A 21,448-nucleotide genomic window follows, 5' to 3' on the forward strand; every position below is an offset into this window, starting at 1 on the left:
TGGCCTGCCTTTTTGGTGTTGTGTTGAGGCAGTGTAGCAGGAGATGCAGGAACCGTTTAACGATGCGAGCGTAATGGGCAGGGCGGGTGTATGATAACGCCACCTCTGTCAGTTAATTACAACGTGCAGACGACGACAACCCAACAAAAAAATTGCCGCCTGCCTGTTTTAGGTTGGACACATGCGTAAAGGAACGTTAAGCAGTGACGCACCCTTCGGGACGTTATTAGGTTATGCGCCGGGTGGCGTGGCGATTTACTCTTCAAATTACGGCAGTCTCGATCCGCGTCACTACCCGGAAGACGCGGAATTCCGCAGCTATATCGGCAACGAATACATGGGCCATAAATGGCAGTGCGTTGAGTTTGCGCGCCGTTTCCTGTTTCTCAATCACGGGTTTGTTTTTACCGACGTCGGGATGGCGTGGGAGATCTTCTCCCTGCGTTTTTTGCGCCAGGTGGTAAACGACAATATTTTGCCGCTACAGGCCTTTGCTAATGGCTCAAAACGCGCGCCGCAGGCCGGTGCGCTGCTCATCTGGCAAAAGGGCGGTGAGTTTCATGAAACCGGCCACGTCGCCGTCATTACCCAGCTGCTGGATGACAGAGTGCGCATTGCCGAGCAGAACGTTATTCACTCCCCGCTGCCGATGGGGCAGCAGTGGACGCGCGAGCTGCGTCTGAGCGTGGAGGACGGTTGCTATACGCTTCATGACACGTTCAACGATACCGAGATCCTCGGCTGGATGATCCAGACGGAGGAGACGGAACACAGTATTCCTCAGCCGGAGATCGACGGTGAACTGCTGAAAATCAGCGGCGCGCGATTGAAGAACAACCGTCAGTTCGACGGAAAATGGCTCAATGAAAACGACGCCCTGCAACAGGCGTACGTTCGCGCCAACGGCCACGTTATCAACAACGATCCCTGCCAGTACTTCACCATTACCGAAAGCGCCGAGCAGGAGCTGATCAAAGCCACCAACGAACTGCATCTGATGTACCTTCATGCCACCGACAAGGTGCTGAAAGACGACAGCTTACTCGCGCTTTTCGACATCCCGAAAATTCTCTGGCCGCGTCTGCGCCTTTCCTGGCAGTGGCGTCGTCACCATATGATCACCGGTCGTATGGATTTCTGCATGGATGAACGCGGCATCAAGGTTTACGAGTACAACGCGGATTCCGCCTCCTGCCATACCGAGGGCGGGCTCATTCTTGAAGAGTGGGTGAAAAACGGCTATCGCGGCACCGGCCACAATCCGGCGGAAGGCTTGCTGGAGGAGCTGACCGGCGCATGGAAGCACAGCCACGCGCGGCCGTTCGTCCATATCATGCAGGACAACGATATCGAAGAGGATTACCACGCGCTCTTTATTCAGCGCTCGCTGATCCAGGCCGGGTTTGAAACCAAAATCCTGCATGGACTGGGGGCGCTGAGCTGGGATGCCGCCGGGCAACTGATTGATGATGAAGGCCGTCACGTCAACTGCGTATGGAAAACCTGGGCGTGGGAAACGGCGATTGAGCAGATCCGCGAGGTGAGCGAAACCGAGTACGCCGCCGTGCCTATCCGCACCGGTCACCCGCAAGGTGAAGTGCGCCTGATTGACGTCCTGCTGCGCCCGGAAGTGCTGGTCTTTGAACCGCTGTGGACGGTGATCCCAGGTAACAAGGCGATCCTGCCGGTGCTGTGGCAGCTGTTCCCGAACCACCGTTACCTGCTGGATACCGATTTTGAGGTCAACGATCTGCTCAAACGGACCGGTTATGCCGTTAAACCGATCGCCGGACGCTGCGGGAGCAATATCGATCTGATCGGCGCCCAGGACGAACTGCTGGACCAGTCCAGCGGCAAGTTTGTCGACCGTAAAAATATCTACCAGCAGCTATGGTGCCTGCCGAAAGTTGACGGCAGATACATTCAGGTCTGCACTTTTACCGTGGGCGGGAACTATGGCGGAACCTGTCTGCGCGGGGATGACTCGCTGGTGGTGAAGAAAGAGAGCGATATTGAACCGCTGATTGTGGTGAAAGATAAATAACGTCTCCCTGTTATAAAAACGCCCCCGCAGGGCATGTTGCGGGGGCGTTTCATTACTGCTCTTCCTCTTCCTGCTGCTCGCTGATCTTCAAATCAATGATCCGGCCAATCTGGTCATGGTAAACCGTCAGCAAGTTGTACTGGCTCATCTCGGACATAATTTGCGGCGTGACGTTAAAACTTTGGGCAAGCTCGTCATGGCGCAACATTTCCGGATGACGCCGCCTCACATGCGCGCGGCGGCGATTGTACTGATACCACAGGATCAGCAGCCAGCCGTTGAACGCGGCAATCAGCAGATAGACCAGCACCGTATTAAAAGAGGCGATAATCACGCTCCAGCGGTGATCGCCCTCCTCGGTTAACTGCATCCACAGCCTGGCGTAAAGGAAAAACAGGAATCCTCCCCAGGCTATCAGCGTTAATGCGGCATCGAAAAGACGCGGTGCCAGCCGATGTTCAGTCAAAATTAACGTATTCTCGTTCATTGAATGCTCCCTTTACCCCGGTCCGGACTGATCCAGCGCGCGCGGGCGCGTTTACGTTTAAGCATGACTTTCGGAAATGCCACAAGGGTGGTAAACAGGCCAATCATCCAGTACACCATCGGGAACCAGATTACCCAGAACAGCGAGCCTGCCACTTTCCGCTCGTAGCGCCGCTCGATATACAAACTGACGAGGAATTGCAGCAGGCACATCACGCCCAGCAGCAGCCCGGTAAACGCCGGTGGAAACAGGCTCGCAACGGCCAGGTTCGCGGGAAGAGGGATAATATGGCTGAGAATGAACAACACCACGGTCGCCCCATAGGCAAACGCCCACAGCGTTGATAGCGCGTACTCAAGAAACAGGGGCCACATGCGATGATGCTCCCAGCGGGCCATCTTGCGCAGGTTAACCAGAAACACCTCTGCCCCCCCCTGCGCCCAGCGCAGACGCTGTTTCCACAGCCCCTTTAGCGTCTCCGGCATCAGGATCCAGCACAGTGCCCGCGGCTCGAAAAAGATATCCCAGTGGCGAAGCTGAAGCTTCCAGCTTATGTCGATATCCTCTGTGATCATGTCCGGGCTCCAGTACCCGACATCCGCCAGCGCCTGTCGGCGAAAGGCGGCGATGACGCCGGAGACGGTAAAGACCCGGCCATAGATCCGCTGCGTTCGCTTGATAAGGCCAATAATGGAAGAAAACTCGCCCACCTGAATGCGGCCAATCAGCGTTGAGCGCGTGCGAATACGCGGATTCCCGGTGACGGCCCCAACGTGGGGATACTGAATCAGCGGTGCCACCAGATACGCCGCGGTGTCGCGGTCGAGCAGGGCGTCGCCGTCAATGCAGACCAGCAAATCGCCCCGGGCCGCCGCAGCGCCGGCCTTGAGCGCCACGGCTTTCCCCTGGTTCTCCGCGAGATTAATCACCCGCAGGCGCGGTTGCTCTCGCGCCAGCTGTTGCAGTACCTCCGCCGTGTTATCAGAAGAACCGTCATTGATGGCGATAACTTCCACATTCCAGTACCGCTGACCCAGCGCGGCGCTAATGGTCTCCCGTGCGTTGCGTTCCTCATTGAAGCAGGGAATAAGAATCGAGATTAACGGCTCACCGGCTAAGGCGGGGGCGGGTGTTGCGTTATCCCACGACCAGTGCCGTTCAAGCTGAAACCAGAAATAGAGGCCGCCGGTTACCCAGAGCACGGACATAAAAAGCGGCCAGAAAAAGACAAAGTCCAGAATCAGTTCGCCGGTAAATAGCGCGGCTACGCCTAACGGCAACCCGAATACCAGACACAAAATAGAGAAGGCGATAATGCGATCAGTCATTGTCAGGATACCAGTACGAAGAAAATTCAGGTCTGATACGTGAAATATCAGGTTGGTTGTTGAGGAAGTCGTCGGGGTAATAACCGTAATTTTTGATGCCATTCAGCTGGAGCACCCGCATCCACTCCATCAGACGTTCATCGGCTACGGCACGCTGCGGTTTCTGTGCCCAGTCCCTGGCCTGTAGCTCAAAAATCGTTTTATTCAGCGCGCCGGGGCGTGCGGCGACGGCTTTGACTAAACGCGTCAGCCAGGCATTGCTCTCTTCTGCCGGGACGGACTCCATCAGCGGCATTGCCATCGGCACCGTCCAGTCGTAGGCCGCCAGAAAATCATCGAGATTTTGCGCAAACCATGCCTCGCTTTCCGGCTCGAGAATGGGCAACGCGAACATGTTCCGCGCGGTTTTGATCTGCGGGCCACGGATGTTTTTCACCGCCTGGCTCAGGGTGCGGGTAAAGCCGATAAGTCGCTGACTCTTCTGTCGGGTCGTGTCCTGTCCGGCATCGTCAACGTCCGTCAGCACCGCGTCGTCATGAAATAAGATGCCATTGAAGCTGGCATAGCGGGCCAGATCTTCATAGATCTCCGTCACCTGCTGGCGAACCTGCGGACTCCAGGGGGAGAGCCTGATATAGGGCTCGGCGGCCACGGTCAACGCTCCCGTTTGACGATCCCGGCGCTGCACGCGCGGCAAGGCTGGACTGAGATCGAAAGAGAGAACCGGCATCCACGCGAAGACTTTCACTCCCGCGCGGGTTTGTAGCTGCCAGGCGACAAAATTAAAGAGATCGGCCCGGACCGGGAGCCGACGGTTGGGGAAATAGAGCGCATCGATCCTGCCGTCGCCCCGCGGATCCGAAAACGCCTGGAGAAACACATGGCTGATTTTCATGTCGTAGACCCGCTGGACCAGTTTGTTGATGTTTTTCGTCTGCTGGGCCGGATCGTGATCGTAGACGTAATCGAGATCGACATGCATGACGCGCACCGGGTCAAACTCCTGAACGCGGCTAACCGTGTTGGCAAAGGTTTTTATCGACGGATTTCCGGCGATCAGCAGGCGCGGGATGTTGCCGAGGTCGCGCACGTTTCCCAGCCCGTCCTCCAGGGTAAAGGCCAACTGATAGCCCTGTTTCTGGGCGATAGTGAGCGACGTACCGTTGGCAGCCCCATAGGGCCACACCCAGGCACGCGGCGCTTTTCCCGTCACCTGGGTTATTTTATCGGTGACTTTCCGTACGTCTGCGGCGATCCGCTGGTTGAAGTGTTCATCGGTTTCGTAATGCCCCGTCGCGTTATCGAAAAAACGGTTGGCGATGGCGGGTTCACGGCTTCCCTGCGGGTTGGCCGGAATGCCGTAATGCGAGGCCCAGGTATGCGAGCCAATCTCAATCAGCGGGGACTGGCTGAGCTCGCGAACCATATCCCAAGTGGCAAAGCGATCGCGGGGCGTCATCAGACCGCCGAAGTTAACTTTTTGATTTGCCGGCGTATCCACCCAACTGCCCACCGGCGCCCACAGCGCAGGAACGTTCCAGGCCTGAAGCAGAGGCCAGACCCGGGTGTAAAAGCTGCTGTAGCCGTCGTCAAAGCTGAGCAAAACGGCTTTCGGCGGCAGCGCTTTTTTCCCTTCATGCGCATCCAGAATGTCCTGCACGCTGATGGCGTGATAGCCGTTGTGCAAAAGCCAGCTTATCTGCTCGTTTAACGCGCTGGTGCGAACGGAGAGGTAGCGCTGATCGGCGGCATCATCTTCAACGTCGTGGTAGGCCAGGACCAGAAACTGATTCTCCGGCCAGGGTTTGCTGGCCTCCAGCTGCGGCCTCTTTTCAGGGGCCATAAAGGAGAGCGGCTGCGCGCAGAGGCTCGCGCTGAGGCAGAGCCAGCCGATGACGATCAGGCTTACAGAAAAACGTGTGTTCAGCATATTCATCCTTAAAAGCGTAAAGTCGCATCTAACGTGACGGAGAGATTGCTCTCGCGTTTGCCGTCGTAAGGGCGCTTATCCCAGTTCAGCATCACGCCAGTATCGACAACGTTGTTCCACTGGATGCGTTGCCCGTAACCCATCAGGGTAATGGCGCCAGGTGACTGATTTTTCTGCCAGTAGCTGCCGCCGCCTGCCACGAACTGCTGGCTCCAGAGGGTGTCGTAGTGGCGGTACATCTCATGGTCAACGGACAGGGCAGCCGTCACGGACAGATCCCGTGCCGGGTTGTAATAGAGCGTATTCCGCAGGCTGTTTTTACTGGCGGCGATCCCCGGTTCGAGATCCAGCGTCAGGGTCGGGGTCTGCCAGAGACGCTCTTTCCCAGAGAGGGTGTATTCCTGACGGCGGTTGTGGTCTGAGAAGCGGCTGACGGCGGCGTTGAACTGGTATTCACGTCGCTCGTTTTGATACCAGCGCACCCCACCTTCACCCCGGTTGGCGCTGATCCCATTGCGTAATGCCCGTAAGGGTGTGGCGCGTGACAAGCGTTCGAGGTTACCGCTGACCTGCCAGTTATCACTCAGGCTGTAGGTTGTTGAGAGCCGTGCGCCCGGCCTGTTTGTACCGTGATAGCGGTTGCTGGAGAGCTCGGCTTCGAGCGTGAGGTCACGGGGGCGCCACTCAACGCCGCCCAGCAGGTGGCGGCTGATGCCTTTACCTTCGTCGAAATTCCCCTGAGCATAGCGGGCGCCGGCAAACAGCCGCCAGTTATCCGCCACGGGCGGGCCATAGAGCGTGGCGTCCCAGTTCATGTCGTGGCTACCGCTGACGGGGTTATCTGAGTGCAATCCTTTACCCGCGTTCAGACGCAGCTCAGACATATGGTGGACCGCTCTGAGTCTGTCCAGGCGACGGGCGCTGCGATCGGCGGGGGCGCGAGCAATTACGTCAGCAGCCAGTAAATCCATCTGGCGCCACTCCTGAAGGTCCATTGCGACGTAAGCCTGCTGTTTTTCAAGCTCCAGATTCGCGGGTTCAAGCGCCTCTGCTCGTTTAAGCTTTTGCTCGGCCGCGCGCGGCAGGCCTCTGGCCTGAAGCAGGGCGGCATAATCAATCTGTAACCCCTGATTTCCCGGCGCCGTTGATGCCAGACGATACGACAGCTTTTCGGCCTCCGGCAGGGCGTTGGTCGCCAGCAAATAGTTAAGTTTGAGAGACTGTCCGGTGAGCCACCGATCGTTCGGCTGAGCGGTCGGGGATCCGAAATCGTAGCGGGTCCAGGGAACGCTGCGGGTCTCGCGCTCAACGTAGTGGCGGGCGGTCTGATACTGCCCCGTATCCAGCCAGGCGTAGAAAAGCGCATGCTCCTCATCCTGCGGATCGGAGGCGTAGTGTGGATAGCGTTGCACAAGCGAGAAGGCGGCGACGGTGTTTTTCTCCTGCAAATATGCCGAGATCACCCAGCCGATGGCCCAGTCCGGTACCGGATGCTGTGCGGCCGTCAGCGCCTCATATTCGCTAATGACCTGCCGGTAATTACCCTGCGCATACAGGGCGCCAAGCCGATCGATACGTGCAAGGACGACGTCTTCAGCCGCCTGCGGTTCGTTTTGCCAGCGGGAAAGCAGGGCGTGATAGCGATCTAACGCGTTTTGTGCCAGCCGCAGGCGCTCTTTCTCCGTTCTGCCAGGCACATCCGCCAGGCGTACCCTTTCAGCCGCGGCGTTACGCTCAAGGCGGCGGCGCTCCGCGGGAGACATCGCCGCGCTTTGCGACAGCCAGAGTGCAGGCGTGCTTACCCGATTTTCCGTTAACGCATCGATCGTCTCGCGAAGAAGGGCATTATTCCCGGGAGCGGCGTTCAGTGCACGCATGTCCGCCAGCAGCCGGTCCCCGTTTTTTCCCTGGCGCATCCAGACATAGGAGAGCGTCTCAAGGTGCGCGGGAGAAGGATTGTCCTTAACCAGCCGCCGGGCTTCCGAAAGCGCGAGGCGATCTCTGCGGGCATCGGCCAGGGTCTTAACATAGCCGATGCGGTAATCGTCGTTATCTGGCGCAAGGCTGAGCGCCTCTTTCCACAGCGATAAGGCGGATGGCCAGGCTTTTTGGTTTCTTCTGGACTGGGCGACAGCAGCGATGGCGCGAGCGGGCAGCGGCATATAAATACCATAACGCTGCCAGACCCGGATAACCTCATCATCGCGTCCTGCCCAGGAGGCTACCTGTAACCAGTCCGCAACCTGTCCGGGTGTTAAAGCATGCTGTTGCTCATAGCGCTGTAGGTAATCAAGAAACAGCGCGTAATTACCGTTACGTGCCTGTTGTATCTGATGCTCATAAACGGATTCATCAGCCTGAACCAGAACAGGAAAGAGTAAAAGCAGGAGCAATAATATTGTGGTGCGATAAAAGAATAACGTAGTGAAGCTAAGCGATCTTTCCATATCTATTTGCCATTTATTTATCGTGAATCCATTGCATAACACGGCCGCCTTTTAACTCTGTGTTAAAGGGCATAAAGGAGAACATTAAATCTGAATGATGCTACGTTATGGGGTACTTACTTAAAGGTAATTATGAGCCCTCATCTCAGTGGTCTGATTGGGCTTAATGTACACCCGATATGTTGGGGGATAAATAAGTTGAAAAGCGGCTGGGAGGTTTTGAGATAATTCTGGAAGAAGTAAGTTTTTTAGATAATTCAGCGCAGGATTGTTCTTTTTAACTGATTGATGTTAAATGTTTTTTCTTTTGCTGCTTCCTGTTTTTTTATATTAGAAATGAAGTTCTGCTGAGTTAATTAAAGTACTTTCTGGTGCATGTTTGGGAAGTTTCATGACAAAAATTCTTAATGTTCAGAGAAGTGACTTTTCTGAAATTCTTTTTTATTTATAATTAACGCCAGGCATTGAGTGATAGTCTACAAAAAGTCTAGCTCACCAATGTCATATTGAGGGATGATCAAAGCCAGAAAACATTTTCCGTTAATGTAAAGCGCTATAAACGAAAGCGTTCTTGTTTCTTAAGAGGCGGGCTTGCTTTAATCTAAAAGGGATGGTTAGTGGCGACTTCAATAGTGTTAGTGACTCAGGATTGTTTCCTTGTCAGGGGGATGCGGCTATTTTTCCCGGATATAATTTGCCTCAGTTCGATAGACAGAAACATATTTGATACCGACGCAAATGAATATACTGTACTGATTGATAGCCGTACGCCGCTCCGTTTATATGATTACCTGATACGCCATCCGGCCAGAACGAGAAAAACGATCTGCTGCGTTATGCTGGATATGCGTCCTCGAGAGGAGGATCTTCTCAGTATGAAGCTGTTTATGAACACGTCGCTTACGGCTCCGGATATGGCGTCGTTATTCAATCTGGTGCTTGATATGAAAGGCAGGCGTCTGACAACCAAATGGCTGCTTAACTTACGGCTGAGTCGACACGAAGCGATAATGATCAGGTTGCTGAAGGCAGGGAGGTCAATGGAAGAGATTGCAGATAAGCTGGATATGTCGGTTAAAAGCCTCTATCGCAAGCGAACTGTGCTGTCGGAGCGGTTAGGAGCAGGTAACTTCAACGAGGCGTGTTTGTTTATCTTTAAAAACAAACTGCTGGACGCGGTTGGGAACGATCCCTAGCTTCGTCAGAAGCCAAAAGCAGAAACCCGCCACGAGGGCGGGTTCTTTTAATGGAAATAATTCAGAACGACCAGCGCAGATTGGCGTTAACCGAGTTGACGCGGGTATCCGCACCATATTGTCCCTGGTAACCCACATCCAGCGTCGCAGCACGCGACAGCTTTACGCTCACGCCGATATCACCGACCATCACATCCTCATCCACGGCCTGTCCCTGAGTAATGAACGCGTCGCTGCCCGCAAACGCCATGCGCGAAGAGGTATTCTTATCGCCATAGGCGTGCTGCCAGCCCAACGAACCGTAGAGGTTAACGTGCTTCGGCAACTCGGTCACACCGCGCAACCCGAGTGTCGTATAGAAGGTGTTCATCGTTTCGTTACGGACGCTCAGCGCAGCGGCACCGCCGTCTTCCCTGAAGCTGTCGGTATGCAGCCGGATGTACGATAAATTGACGAACGGCTCAATATTCCTGTCTGGCTGGCCGAAACGGTAGCCCGCTTCGGTGAACGCCAGCAGGGAGTTCGCGTCGTAATCTGACTTCAGCCGATCCGAGAAGCCGCTGAAATCAACATTGCGCTCGCCTTCGATCTTGTGCCAGGTGTAACCCAGCGCGCCGCGAAGGGAGAACGCATCCTGTTGACCCGCCGCATACAGACCAAGGTGATAGTTGTCGGTATCCGTTGAGGAGCGACGGCTGTCGACGTCATAATCACCCCGGCTGTAGCCGAAGTAGCCGCCGACACGCACGTTATGGTCCGCCAGTTTGCGATCTGCCCCCAGCAGGAAGCCGGTGGTGTTGCCGTCCAGCTTGCCCACGTTACCGTCGCCGCTGTTTCGGCTCCAGGAGCTGAAGGTCTGGCCCCAGACGCCATTGTTTTGCGGCTCCGGCTGCTGCACCAGCGACATGGCTAACGGTGGTATCGGCAGGCTGTCGTTATCAAACGCGCGCTGCATCCGCTGGTTTAACACGTTAAACACCTGCGTGCTGCCAGCGATCAGGTTGGACTGCATTGACGGATAAACTTCACCAGAAAGCTGGTTGAACGCCTCGCGCGCTTCCGGTGCGCTCAGCAGAAGCAGCGAGTTATACAGCGCCAGCGACGGGCCGCTTTGCGTCAGCGTGGAGAGCGCGCCTGCGGTATTCCACTGGTTGCTGCTTTGGGCCACGGTCTGGAAAATGCCCGGCTTGCCGCTGCCCGGGTTTTCACCGCCAGGATTCTCACCGCCCGGGTTTTCACCACCAGGATTTTCGCCTCCGGGGTTTTCACCGCCAGGATTCTCACCGCCAGGGTTTTCGCCTCCGGGGTTTTCTCCTCCGGGGTTTTCTCCTCCAGGATTCTCGCCACCGGTCTCTTTCTGCGCGATGGTCAGATCGACGGCGTTGGTGCTTTGCTTAAGCGCCACGTCGAGGAATGCGGATTTGGAGATCGCTCCGGCGAACTCACCGTCGATTCCCCCGTCGGAGGTCAAAATGCGGTAGCTTTGGCCCGTTTTATAGCTGGTTTGCGGATCCAGCGCGGTGACCTGTACCTTAGCCTGATTGCTGATGGTGGTTTTGCCCGATACCAGTAGCTGGTCGCTGCGGCCATCTGCTGCGATATCGACGTCATAGAAGGATTCGCCGATAAAGTTCAGATAGCGTTTCAGCGTCAACGTACCGATATTGCCGTCGCCGGGCGAGATATGTCCGCCGGACAGGATCTCGGTCTGGCCCAGCGTCCCGTTGCCGCCCAGCGTTCCGCCGGACTTGATTGACGCGGCACTGCTGTAACCCACCCCGTTGCTGACGTCTGAACCCGCCGTCGCGTTGAGGATCAGCGTACCGCCGTTCTCCGCGCTAAGGGTCTGGACGTCAAAGATATCGTCTTCTGGCTGGGTATTAATATTGCTGGCAATGATGACTTTACCGCCCCGCGCGGTTACGTTCGCCTTGAGTGCGGAAAGATCGCCGTTCAGCGTCGTCTGCCCGGAGGTATTGATCACATCACCTTCACCGCTCATCGTGTTGCTGAAGAGGTAATTTCCGTCGGTATGGTTGAAGTAGACATAGCTGCCGAACAGTCCGCCACGCAGGCTGATTGCCGTCTTCGCATCGAGGGTACCTGCGCCGCCCGCCGTGCCAAGCGTTGGCTCAGTTAAACCCGTGCCGGTGTCCATATTGCCGCGGCTGCCGATGATGAGCGCACCCCGGTTCGAGCCGGAACCCGATGTCCCCACGATCAGCGCATTGCTGCCAGCGGAAAATGAACCGCCGTCAATCACAGACAGCACGCCATTGCCGTAATCGCCCACGCTCACGCTGCTGCCGCTGGTAAAGCGCGAGTCCTTGCCCGCAATAACCAGTTCGGCAGTTTTCCCTGCGCCGGAGACGCCCGCCACCTGCACGCCGCCAACGTTAACCACCCCGCCGTTCAGCACGTCCAGGTCGCCATAAAGCGTCAACGTACGGCCAACGTTCCACTGTGACCCGCTCCCCGTGACGATGGCTTTTGGGCTCAGCGTGTCGGTTTCACCCGGCCCGGTACCGTTGCCGATGCGCGCATCGTAAGCGGTGCTGAGCGACGCGCCGTCTTCAATCGCAAGCGTGGAGCGTGCGCCCAGATCGGTGCCTACACTGAGAAAATTACTGGTCACACGAGAGCCGGCACCCGTGGCGATTAGGTGGCTGTCGTAGCCGCGGGTGGTGCCGACAACGATCTCCTTTGCGCTCGCCAGCGCGCCCTCTTCGACTCGCAGGGTGCCGAGGCCAAGATTCAGGTCGCCGCGCAGGACGTACCGATCGTTCACCGCGTTAAGCTCAGCGTCTGGCCCACGGACCGTGACCACGCTTTCATAAATTTTGCCGTCGAACAGCCGACCGATATTGATGTTATAGGCGGTGATTTTGCCATTATCGATCAGCAGGTTTCCGCGTTGGTTACGTCCAACATAAACATCTCCGGTGTAACCCAGCGTTTCGGTAATACGCGACTCGCCATCAAAAAAGGCATCGGCTGCACGCGCGACATCGGCAGGTAAAAAAAGTAACAGCGGCGCGGAAAATAGAGCGAGGTAAAGTCTGGAAAGCGGTGTCTTAACCGCTAAAGAATGTGATGTAGAGTTATTCACGGGCTATCTCCGTACTCATTAGCATGATGTCAGGAACATCGTTTTTATATGAAAACTCAGATACGTCAGATAACGTAAAAGGCGTTATTTCAGTACGCCTTTTAATGCGGTGCTAATTATTTATGTGTGACAACTGGTGTACAGGTTGGCGCGCTCAGCGTCGGTGCAGATCCTAAAATTCCCGGCATCATCATCGATGAACAATCGAAAATACGCCCTTTTTCTGTCGTGGCGCGATAAGAGAGTTTTTGTCCTCCCAGTGCGTCCGGCTGGGCGCCATTAACGTTGGATACGGTTATTTCATCCGATGAGCCCAGTCCCAGCATTTTAGCGGTCTCCGCCTGTAGGAGTGGAATAGCCTGATCGGTTTTCAACGTGGAACAACCGGCTAGCATCAACGTAACGGTTAAAACGATTAGTGGTTTTTTCATAAATTATCCTTGATATCCAACCAGTTAATTTCACTGATTGTATTTATGTTTTCTTTTACCCAAATCAGCGAATAATATATTTCTCTTTCCTAATCGAAAAAACCCTCCTAAAGTAGGGTGGGTAGATAATAATTCATCTGTACTCTAAGATATGCGAAGGTAAAAGGAGGCTCCTTTGGGACAGAATTATGCGTTAGTCGTTGATGACCATCCATTGGTAGCAAGCGGCATCGCCAATTTTCTGATTACACATTGCCAGTTTAAGCAGGCGTGTGTGGTGACGAATGAGGATGATTGCTACCGCCAAATTAGGGATCATGGCCCGCCACGTTTGCTCGTAATCGATTTTTGGCTCTCTTCCGGAACGGCCCTGAAATTACTCAAAGAAGTAAAGCAACTTTACCCACAGGTACGACTCCTGGTGGTCAGCGGGGATGACAATAATGATATCTGGCGCAAAGTTAATGCCGCCGGGGGACACGGTTTTGTATTGAAAAGCGAGCCACCTGAGATGTTCTCGCGGGCCGTTTTCGCACTCACTGATAATCAGACATGGTTTCCTGAGGGAAACGAAATTTCCGTTAAGACGAATAATGAGAAGTTAAGTAAATTTAACTTAACGCCGCGACAAATAGACGTGTTAAATATGATTATGCGCGGCCTGCCAAATAAACGCATCGCCGCCCAGCTTTCAATTTCTGAGCCCACGGTCAAAGAACACATCAGCAATATATTGAAAAAGATAGGCGTTAACAGCCGGGTCGAAGCCATCACGCTTCTGCATGGCAAGCAGGAACCGTCGGAATGAGGTTTTTTCAGAGCTTACAAAATGATGGTATCTCTCCTCCGGCGCAGATCCGTTTGCTAAACAACACCTTTCTGCGGCTGGTATTTAGCTTTAGTGCAGTGCCCTTTGTTGGTATTCCTTTCGCCATCTGGATTTATATGCTTGGGGACGACCTCGGCCCAACGATTATCTGGATAATTATTTATCTGCTATGTGCCGTGGCGATACGAATATTGCACCGACGCTATCAGCGTGAAGCGAAAGAAAACGGTGAAAGGGACGTTCTGCGACGCTGGCTTCCGCGTATTAATAATATTGCCTTTATTCACGGGCTGGGAATTTCATCACTCTATTTAATTACGCCACAGACGCAGAATTTTGACTTTTTCCTGTTACTTAATATCAGCATTGCCGCCATCGTCGCCGCCAATGCGACGCATCTGACGCCTGTCATCAGTACCTTTACGCGTTTTTTCTTCGCCTCCTGGGGGGTGCTGAACCTCGGTATTATCTGGCGGCTGGATGAGTTGATGTTCATCGTGCTCATGCTGAATCTGCTTTACGGCTTCGCGATTTACCGCCATGCGTTAACTTCCCATGCGTTCTTTATTCAGCAAGCGCTGCTTGAGGAAAAAAGCTCACGCCTTGCGGAACAGTTTCGTCAGGCCAAAGAGGACGCGGAGCAGGCACTGCTGGATAAAAATCAGTTTCTGACCACCGCCAGTCACGATCTGCGCCAGCCCGTACACGCAATGGGCTTTCTGATCGAAGCCATCCTCCACCGAAACCGGGACGACAGCCTGACGCCGCAACTCCTTGACCTTCAGCAGAGCGTTCGCTCGGTGCATTTAATGCTCAATTCTCTGCTCGATCTGAGCAAAATAGAATCCGGGAATGTCCTCTCTGCCCCGACCAAAGTGGATATCGGTGCTCTGCTCGACTCGGTCATCACGCTGTTTCGTGAAGAGGCCAACAGCCGCGCGCTTAGGCTGTGTATCCGGCGGCCTAAACGCCGTATCGACGTGATGGGCGATCCGCTGCTGGTGCGACAGTCCCTGATTAACCTGATTCAAAACGCCCTTCGCTACACGCTCCAGGGCGGGGTGCTGGTCGCCATCCGACCGCGCGGTGACGAGTGTATGGTGGAGGTGTGGGACACGGGAGTCGGTATCGCCGATGAAGAGAAGGGCAAAATCTTCTCACCTTACTACCGCCCCGAGCTGGCATGGAAGATCGACAGCGCCGGACACGGGCTGGGGCTGGCCGTCGTTGCCCGTTGTGCCAAGCTCATGAAGGTAAAATACGGGATGCAATCCATTGAAGGTAAAGGCTCACGCTTCTGGATGCGCTTTATCCAATATGCAGGCGAAGATAGCGTGCTGGACACCCCGCCCGCCGCTGACAACACCGCCACGCCGGTACGCTATGCGCCGCTGCACGGTTCCTGCCTGGTCGTCGATGACGACCCGCTGGTGACGTCTGCCTGGGAGAGCCTGATGAGCGTCTGGGGAATCGACGTACGCTGTGCGGCCTCCGCTGAAGAAGCGTTTGCCATCATCGACGACGGCTTTACGCCGTTCGCCGTGCTGTGCGACCAGCGCCTGCGATCGGGCGAAAGCGGCTTCGACATCCTGAAAGCGCTTTTTGACCGTCTGCCGGATATGAGCGGCGCGATAGTCAGCGGCGAATTTAATTCACCGGTTCTGCTGGAGGCGGAGCAGGAGGGTTACCTGGTGCTTCGCAAGCCTCTTGAGCCGGCTAAACTGCATGCGCTGCTGACGCAGTGGTCGGGGTGTCATTAAGGGAATGCAGAAGTGTCGATTCTGGCGGGTTCAGAATGCAAAAACGGACCTCCGTGGAGGTCCGTTAATATAAATTTTGGTGCCCGGACTCGGAATCGAACCAAGGACACGGGGATTTTCAATCCCCTGCTCTACCGACTGAGCTATCCGGGCAACGGGGCGCATTAAACCCGATCCTCCCTCCGGCGTCAACGAAATTTGTTGCTTTCGGAGCAGACTGCACACTCTCTCACCATTTCGTCGCAAACTTAAGCGAAAAAGTGCGTCCAGAGCGCGGAAAGCGGCATCGCGAGCAGCAGGGCAGGGAGCATGTTCACCACTGCAAACATCTTAATGCCACAGATGCGCAGCCCTGTCGCCAGCAGCAACAGGCCGCCGACGGCGGTAAAGTCTGCCATCATCGCTGGCGTTGTCAGCGGCAGGATCAGCGTGGCGCAGGTGGCCAGCGCCAGCTGAATAAGCAACATAGGCACACAAATCGCGGCGACGGCGATGCCGAGGGTGGTGGCAAAAATGGTGGCAGTAAAGAAATCCAGAAACGCTTTCGCAATCAATATGCTGGGATCGCCGGTCATCCCTTCCTGCATCGAACCGAATATCCCCGTGCCGCTGGCGCAGAACAGAATAATGATCGCAACGTAGTTCTGAATAAACGACTCGTGCGTGCCGTGCTTTGCCTTGCCCGGTCGGGCAATCAGATTTTTGGCTTTGCCTACCGCGTGATTAATACCTTTTTCCAGATAGCAAAACTCGCCGATGAGCGCGCCGAGCAGCGTCGCCAGTACCATCACCGGCAGGTTGGCGCATTTCACCACTAAAAGGATACCAATCCCTAACGACGCCAGGCCAAAAATAGAAGGCATGGAGACGCGAATACGCTCCGGCAGGCGCTGACTTAATACTGCCCCAAGTACACCGCCCAGCAATACGGCTCCCGCATTGATAAAGGGTCCAATTACCACGTTTAACTCCTGTTATTTAAGCACTGGCATTGCATGATTATGGCACGTTCGTCCCTGATTACGCTTAGCTTTGGGAGGCGTAACGCATACTGATTCCTTCTTGCACCTGAAAATAAAAGGTGACATGATTGCGCGAATTTTCTCCTTCCTGTCTCACCGTTCGGTGAGGGTGTTTGCGCTTATGAAAACCATGAAAATTGCCGTCAGCCGTGAGCTGGTATCCAAAGTTTCTACGCATCGCGAAAAAGTTATGCTGGATAACACTGATTTCACCGATGTGGCGGCAGTCGTCATTACGGTTGTTGAAAGCTACAGCGGCATTCTCGCATTGCTGAAGCGTACGGGCTTTCAGCTACCGGTATTTATGTTCTCAACAGAGCCAGGAGAGATGCCAGAGGGTGTCACGGCGATCATCTCAGGTAAAGCACAGGAATTGCTGGAACTGGAATCTGCCGCCTGCCGGTATGAAGAGAACCTGCTGCCACCCTTTTTTGACACCCTGAGCCAGTATGTGGCGATGGGAAACAGCACCTTTGCCTGTCCGGGTCACCAGCACGGTGCCTTTTTCAAAAAACACCCGGCGGGGCGGCAGTTCTATGATTTCTTCGGTGAGAACGTTTTTCGCGCCGACATGTGCAACGCCGACGTTAAGCTGGGCGATCTGCTGATCCACGAAGGCTCCGCCAAGCACGCGCAAAAGTTCGCGGCGAAAGTGTTCAACGCGGATAAAACCTACTTCGTGCTGAACGGCACGTCGGCGGCCAATAAAGTGGTGACCAATGCGCTGCTGACCCGTGGCGATCTGGTGCTGTTCGATCGTAACAACCATAAGTCCAACCATCATGGGGCGCTGATCCAGGCCGGGGCAACGCCTGTCTATCTTGAGGCAGCCCGTAATCCGTTTGGTTTTATCGGCGGGATTGATGAGCACTGCTTTGATGAGGCCTGGCTGCGGGAACTGATCCGTGACGTCGCGCCGCAGAAAGCCGCCGAGGCGCGCCCGTTCCGTCTGGCGATCATTCAGCTCGGCACCTACGATGGCACGATCTACAACGCCCGTCAGGTGATCGACAAGATCGGTCACCTTTGCGACTACATCCTCTTTGACTCCGCCTGGGTCGGCTACGAGCAATTTATCCCGATGATGGCGGAAACGTCTCCGCTTCTGCTGGAACTGAACGAGAACGATCCGGGAATTTTCGTGACCCAGTCGGTCCACAAGCAGCAGGCCGGGTTCTCGCAAACGTCGCAGATCCATAAAAAGGATAACCATATTCGCGGTCAGTCGCGCTTCTGCCCGCACAAGCGGTTGAACAATGCGTTCATGCTGCATGCCTCCACCAGCCCGTTTTACCCGCTGTTTGCTGCGCTGGACGTGAACGCCAAGATCCACGAGGGCGAGAGCGGACGCAGGCTGTGGGCGGAGTGCGTCGAGCTGGGCATTGAAGCGCGCAAGGCCATCATCGCCAACTGCAATATGATCAAACCGTTTATCCCGCCGGTGGTGGCGGGGCGGCCATGGCAGGATCACCCCACGAAGGCTATCGCCAGCGAGCGTCGCTTCTTTAGTTTTGAACCGGGTGCAAAATGGCACGGTTTTGAAGGCTATGCCCGCGAGCAGTATTTCGTCGATCCGTGCAAGCTGCTGCTGACCACGCCGGGCATTGATGCTGAAACAGGGCACTATACCGATTTCGGCATTCCGGCGACCATTCTCGCCCACTACCTGCGCGAGAACGGCATTGTGCCGGAGAAGTGCGATCTCAACTCCATCCTGTTCCTGCTGACGCCAGCCGAGAGCGCGGAGAAGCTAATGCAGCTGGTGGCAATGCTGGGGCAGTTTGAACAGCATATTGAAGACGACACACCGCTCGCGGATGTGCTTCCGACTATCTATCAGAAATACCCGGTGCGTTACCGCGACTACACGATCCGTCAGCTGTGCCAGGAGATGCACGATCTTTACTTCAGCTTTAACGTGAAGGATTTACAGAAGGCGATGTTCCGTCAGGAGAGCCTGCCGGCCGTGGTGATGAACCCGCAGGATGCCAACCAGGAGTATATTCGCGGGAACGTCGAACTGGTGCGTATTCGTGACGCCGAAGGACGCATTGCCGCCGAAGGTGCGCTGCCATACCCGCCGGGCGTGCTGTGTGTGGTGCCCGGGGAAGTCTGGGGTGGAGCAGTACAGCGCTATTTCCTGGCGCTGGAAGAGGGCATTAATATGCTGCCGGGTTTCTCGCCAGAGTTGCAGGGCGTTTACAGCGAGAAAGATGCGGACGGGATTAAGCGGCTGTATGGATACGTATTGAATGTCTGAACGTAGGCCGGGTAAGCGTTAGCGCCACCCGGCGAGTGCCCGGCGGCGCAAGCTTACCGGGCCTACAATACTGCGTCAGGCTTCTGCGCGGCGGTACATCCTTCTCGGATGCCCAATCTTCCCGTACAGCATCTCCACCGTCAGAAAACCCACCTCCACGCAGTGTTCCAGATAGCGCCGGGTGGTGGTTTTACTCAGGCCCGTCTCGCTCACCACCTCATCCACCGTAAAACAGTGCGCCGCCTTGTTGTTAAACAGCATTTGCACCCGCGCCAGCGTGTTCTCCTCTATCCCTTTGCTGCCGTTGTCCAGGCGATAGTTTTTCGCCTGCAATTGATAGAGTGAATCTACGTTCTGCTGGTCGACGATCTTCCAGACGCGCTGCTGTTCGGCAAACTGCACAAAACGTTCCAGCGACTGGCTCAGGCGCTTCCAGGAAACCGGCTTGAGGATGTAGTCGAACGCGCCGTTACGAATTGCCTGGCTACAGGTGTCCATATCGCTGGCGGCGGTGATGAAAATCACCGAGCAGTTGGCGCGGGTGAGCATCGGGTTGCTGATAAGGGTGATGCCTTTGCCGTCCGGCAGGTAGTTATCCAGCAGCATCAGCTTCGGCTGTTTGCTCTCCAGTTGTACCTGCGCGTCGGCCAGCGACGCGGCAATCCCCACCAGCCTCAGGCGCGGATGTTTACCGATAAGCTCCGCGTGCAGTTGCGCCAGTTCGTTCTCGTCTTCAACAATCAGTACGTCGATAAGTTCATGTTGCATAGTCGGTATCTTCCAGTTCCTGTACGGGGTGCCGGGCCGTTCCCGTGGCGGGAATAAACAGTGAGAAAATGGCACCGCGTGGGGTGTTATCGGCAACTTCAATTGCACCGCCAGCCTGTGTGACATAGCTTTCAATCAGATACAGGCCAATACCATGATCGCCGCGCGTTTTGGTGGTGATGCCGCGCTCAAAGATCCGGTCGCGGATCTCCGGTGTGATGCCGACGCCCTGGTCGGCGACTTCAATAATCAGTTCCTGCTCGTTCAGCTTTATCAGCACGTCCACCGGGGCATGCGGGAGCGGTGCACGCTGGGTCGCTTCAATGGCGTTATCCAGCAAGTTCCCGATGATCGAGATAAGTTCCGATTCGAGCAGCGGCAGGAACGGTTTATCCACCCGGCAGGCCGGGTCGAAACTCAGCTCAACGCCTTTTTCACGCGCGCGGGCGGCCTTTCCAAGCAGCAAACCACACAGCGTCGGAGAGCTAAAGCGGGACGAGATAAAGTCCAGCAGCTCCTGAGCGTGTTCCGACTGCGCCTGTATGTAGCGAATCGCTTCGTCATAACGGCCCATATGCAGCAGGCCGGACAGCGTAGTCATGCGGTTCAGCTGTTCATGGCGCATGATGCGCAGGTTATCAACGTAGCGCTTCACCTGGCTGAGCTGGGCGCTGAGCGAGTCGATCTCGTTGCGATCGCGAAAGGTGATCACCCAGCCCTGCAACGCATCTTCCAGCATGATCCGCACCCGGCTGGCAATAACTGTGAGATCGTTAAAGCGACAGATCTCATCGTGGGTGTCTTTCGCAAGCATGGTTTGCGCGTTGAAGAACGGAACGGGCGCGATCACCTGGCTGATGAGCTGACCCCGCAGTTCGCGGGCGGGCTGGCGTAAGCCTAATAATTTACGCGCCGCCTGGTTAATCACCTCAATGCGAAGATCGTCGTCGATGGCAATCACCCCTTCATAAATGGATTCCATCATCGCCTTTTGCTGGCGCACCAGCAGGCCGATTTCGCGCGGCTCCAGAGAGAATATCTGCTTCTTGATGCTGCGGGTGAAGAACCAGGAGAAAATAAACAGGGCGATAAGCAGCAGCACGGCGGCAATCAGGATATTAACCACCTTGTTGACGGTGATGGTGTCCAGATAGCTCGTGAGATAGCCTACCGAAACAATCCCCACCACCTGCCCGGCATCATTAAAAATGGGCGCTTTGCTGCGCAGCGAAATGCCTAACCCGCCCTTGCGGATGGTGATGGTGCTTTTGCCGTGTAATACCTCGTCGTTATCTCCGCCAACCAGCGTTTTGCCTACCCGGTCGGCAAACACGGAGTGGAAAAGATGCAGCCCCTTATTGTCACCAATCACAATAAAACTGGCGTCGCTGCGGGCGGCTATTTTCTGCATAAAGTCATGGATACCCAGGATATCCTTTTGTTCGACTTCTTTTCGCAGGGTAGGAATAAGCGCAATTTCTTCGGCCTGTATTTTTGCGCGTGCGCTCATTTCCTGATAAAGCTGCCTGCCGACATCGACATAATAATATCCGCCCAGTAATGCGAACAGCACTGAGAAAAAGGCGACCAGCGAAATAAACAGCTTGATCTGAAACGATACTTTCATAACTATCACGCGAGATATCAACAGGTCGGCTGAATATATCATCTTTTAAGGCCAGGATGCCCGCTTTGCCGAAAACTTGTGATCCCTTGCACAGCGCAGCCTGTAAAAGATTTTTCCGAAAGTCTCATCCTCTTAAGGTTAAATGAATAAATGTTATTTCTTTGTTCAGTTAAGAAAAGAAACCATAAAAACCACGGTAATAAATAAGGC

14 protein-coding genes and 1 tRNA gene are annotated in these 21,448 nt (G+C 55.2%); 5 read left to right on the forward strand and 10 right to left on the reverse strand.

Annotated elements, in window-relative coordinates; genetic code table 11:
• Positions 1 to 181 precede the first annotated feature (181 nt).
• A complete protein-coding gene (gss, locus tag SK54_RS05595) occupies positions 182 to 2,044 on the forward strand; it encodes a bifunctional glutathionylspermidine amidase/synthase (RefSeq protein WP_015571862.1) in 1,863 nt (620 codons plus the stop codon).
• 52 nt (positions 2,045 to 2,096) lie between these two features.
• Here the strand turns inward: gss and pgaD are convergent, their stop codons facing one another.
• From pgaD to pgaA, 4 genes are read right to left on the reverse strand one after another with little or no spacing between them, the layout of a single operon-like run.
• On the reverse strand, positions 2,097 to 2,531 hold the full coding sequence (gene pgaD, locus SK54_RS05600) for a poly-beta-1,6-N-acetyl-D-glucosamine biosynthesis protein PgaD (RefSeq protein WP_015571861.1): 435 nt from the start codon (positions 2,529 to 2,531) through the stop codon (positions 2,097 to 2,099).
• Positions 2,528 to 3,859, reverse strand: a complete 1,332-nt coding sequence (gene pgaC, locus SK54_RS05605) for a poly-beta-1,6-N-acetyl-D-glucosamine synthase (protein WP_015571860.1) — start codon at positions 3,857 to 3,859, stop codon at positions 2,528 to 2,530. The genes pgaD and pgaC overlap by 4 nt, the downstream gene beginning before the upstream one ends.
• Positions 3,852 to 5,789: a poly-beta-1,6-N-acetyl-D-glucosamine N-deacetylase PgaB gene (pgaB, locus tag SK54_RS05610; protein ID WP_048246880.1), complete on the reverse strand. Its 1,938-nt coding sequence runs from the start codon at positions 5,787 to 5,789 to the stop codon at positions 3,852 to 3,854. The genes pgaC and pgaB overlap by 8 nt, the downstream gene beginning before the upstream one ends.
• A gap of 8 nt (positions 5,790 to 5,797) precedes the next feature.
• On the reverse strand, positions 5,798 to 8,236 hold the full coding sequence (gene pgaA / locus SK54_RS05615; protein WP_048246882.1) for a poly-beta-1,6 N-acetyl-D-glucosamine export porin PgaA: 2,439 nt from the start codon (positions 8,234 to 8,236) through the stop codon (positions 5,798 to 5,800).
• Positions 8,237 to 8,904: 668 nt separating this feature from the next.
• Here pgaA and SK54_RS05620 point away from each other — a divergent pair.
• Positions 8,905 to 9,432, forward strand: coding sequence for a helix-turn-helix transcriptional regulator (locus SK54_RS05620; protein ID WP_015571858.1), 528 nt, complete (start codon positions 8,905 to 8,907; stop codon positions 9,430 to 9,432).
• Between the two features lie 61 nt (positions 9,433 to 9,493).
• On the opposite strand, the gene SK54_RS05625 is transcribed toward SK54_RS05620, so the two are convergent.
• Positions 9,494 to 12,541, reverse strand: a complete 3,048-nt coding sequence (locus SK54_RS05625) for an autotransporter family protein (protein ID WP_048246885.1) — start codon at positions 12,539 to 12,541, stop codon at positions 9,494 to 9,496.
• A 116-nt stretch (positions 12,542 to 12,657) separates the two neighbouring features.
• Complete coding sequence (locus SK54_RS05630) at positions 12,658 to 12,972, reverse strand: lipoprotein (RefSeq protein WP_017382737.1); 315 nt, start codon at positions 12,970 to 12,972, stop codon at positions 12,658 to 12,660.
• A gap of 175 nt (positions 12,973 to 13,147) precedes the next feature.
• On the opposite strand from SK54_RS05630, the gene SK54_RS05635 reads away from it, so the two are divergent.
• A complete protein-coding gene (locus SK54_RS05635) occupies positions 13,148 to 13,780 on the forward strand; it encodes a response regulator transcription factor (RefSeq protein ID WP_017692678.1) in 633 nt (210 codons plus the stop codon).
• Entirely contained in the window at positions 13,777 to 15,561 is a 1,785-nt protein-coding gene (locus SK54_RS05640) for a hybrid sensor histidine kinase/response regulator (RefSeq protein ID WP_015571857.1), read from the forward strand. The genes SK54_RS05635 and SK54_RS05640 overlap by 4 nt, the downstream gene beginning before the upstream one ends.
• Before the next feature lie 77 nt (positions 15,562 to 15,638).
• Here SK54_RS05640 and SK54_RS05645 read toward each other — a convergent pair.
• A tRNA-Phe gene (locus tag SK54_RS05645) sits at positions 15,639 to 15,714 on the reverse strand.
• Positions 15,715 to 15,809: 95 nt separating this feature from the next.
• Positions 15,810 to 16,523, reverse strand: coding sequence for a DUF554 domain-containing protein (locus SK54_RS05650; protein WP_003862452.1), 714 nt, complete (start codon positions 16,521 to 16,523; stop codon positions 15,810 to 15,812).
• 181 nt (positions 16,524 to 16,704) lie between these two features.
• On the opposite strand from SK54_RS05650, the gene SK54_RS05655 reads away from it, so the two are divergent.
• Positions 16,705 to 18,843, forward strand: a complete 2,139-nt coding sequence (locus tag SK54_RS05655; protein WP_045347354.1) for an ornithine decarboxylase — start codon at positions 16,705 to 16,707, stop codon at positions 18,841 to 18,843.
• A gap of 75 nt (positions 18,844 to 18,918) precedes the next feature.
• On the opposite strand, the gene SK54_RS05660 is transcribed toward SK54_RS05655, so the two are convergent.
• Together SK54_RS05660 and SK54_RS05665 are read right to left on the reverse strand one after the other, a co-directional pair.
• The gene (locus SK54_RS05660; protein ID WP_015571854.1) at positions 18,919 to 19,611 is read right to left on the reverse strand and encodes a response regulator; all 693 of its coding nucleotides are present in this window, start codon (positions 19,609 to 19,611) and stop codon (positions 18,919 to 18,921) included.
• A complete protein-coding gene (locus SK54_RS05665; protein WP_017382937.1) occupies positions 19,601 to 21,238 on the reverse strand; it encodes an ATP-binding protein in 1,638 nt (545 codons plus the stop codon). Before SK54_RS05665 ends, SK54_RS05660 begins: the two co-directional genes overlap by 11 nt.
• Positions 21,239 to 21,448 lie beyond the last annotated feature (210 nt).

It is taken from the genome of Enterobacter sp. MGH120, assembly GCF_001037725.1.
In the GTDB taxonomy this organism is placed as follows: domain Bacteria; phylum Pseudomonadota; class Gammaproteobacteria; order Enterobacterales; family Enterobacteriaceae; genus Enterobacter; species Enterobacter hormaechei_C.